Origin of the sequence: Pseudomonas sp. SIMBA_067 (assembly GCF_046534675.1) — a bacterium.
Taxonomy (GTDB): Bacteria; Pseudomonadota; Gammaproteobacteria; order Pseudomonadales; family Pseudomonadaceae; genus Aquipseudomonas; species Aquipseudomonas putida.
Genome location: NZ_JAWRYH010001318.1, coordinates 1 through 237, shown reverse-complemented (window position 1 = coordinate 237; position 237 = coordinate 1). Strand labels below are relative to the sequence as shown.

Annotated in this window: 1 pseudogene; it reads right to left on the bottom strand. The window is 43.0% G+C overall.

The window, feature by feature from the left end:
- Nucleotides 1–237: pseudogene (locus tag SB765_RS33600) on the bottom strand (tyrosine--tRNA ligase); the annotation flags it as partial.

Genomic DNA, 237 nt, shown 5'->3' with positions numbered 1-237 from the left:
CATGATTTTACCAAACATGTCGCTAGGCGTATCAGTAATACCTATGTAGTTTCCTAGTGACTTTGACATTTTCTGAACGCCATCAGTCCCTTCAAGTAAAGGCATCATTAGTACGGTTTGAGGTTTTTGACCTTCATCTTTTTGCAGCTCACGACCCATTAATAGGTTAAAGCGTTGATCGGTGCCGCCTAGCTCAACATCAGACTCAAGTGCAACTGAATCCCAACCCTGTACTAG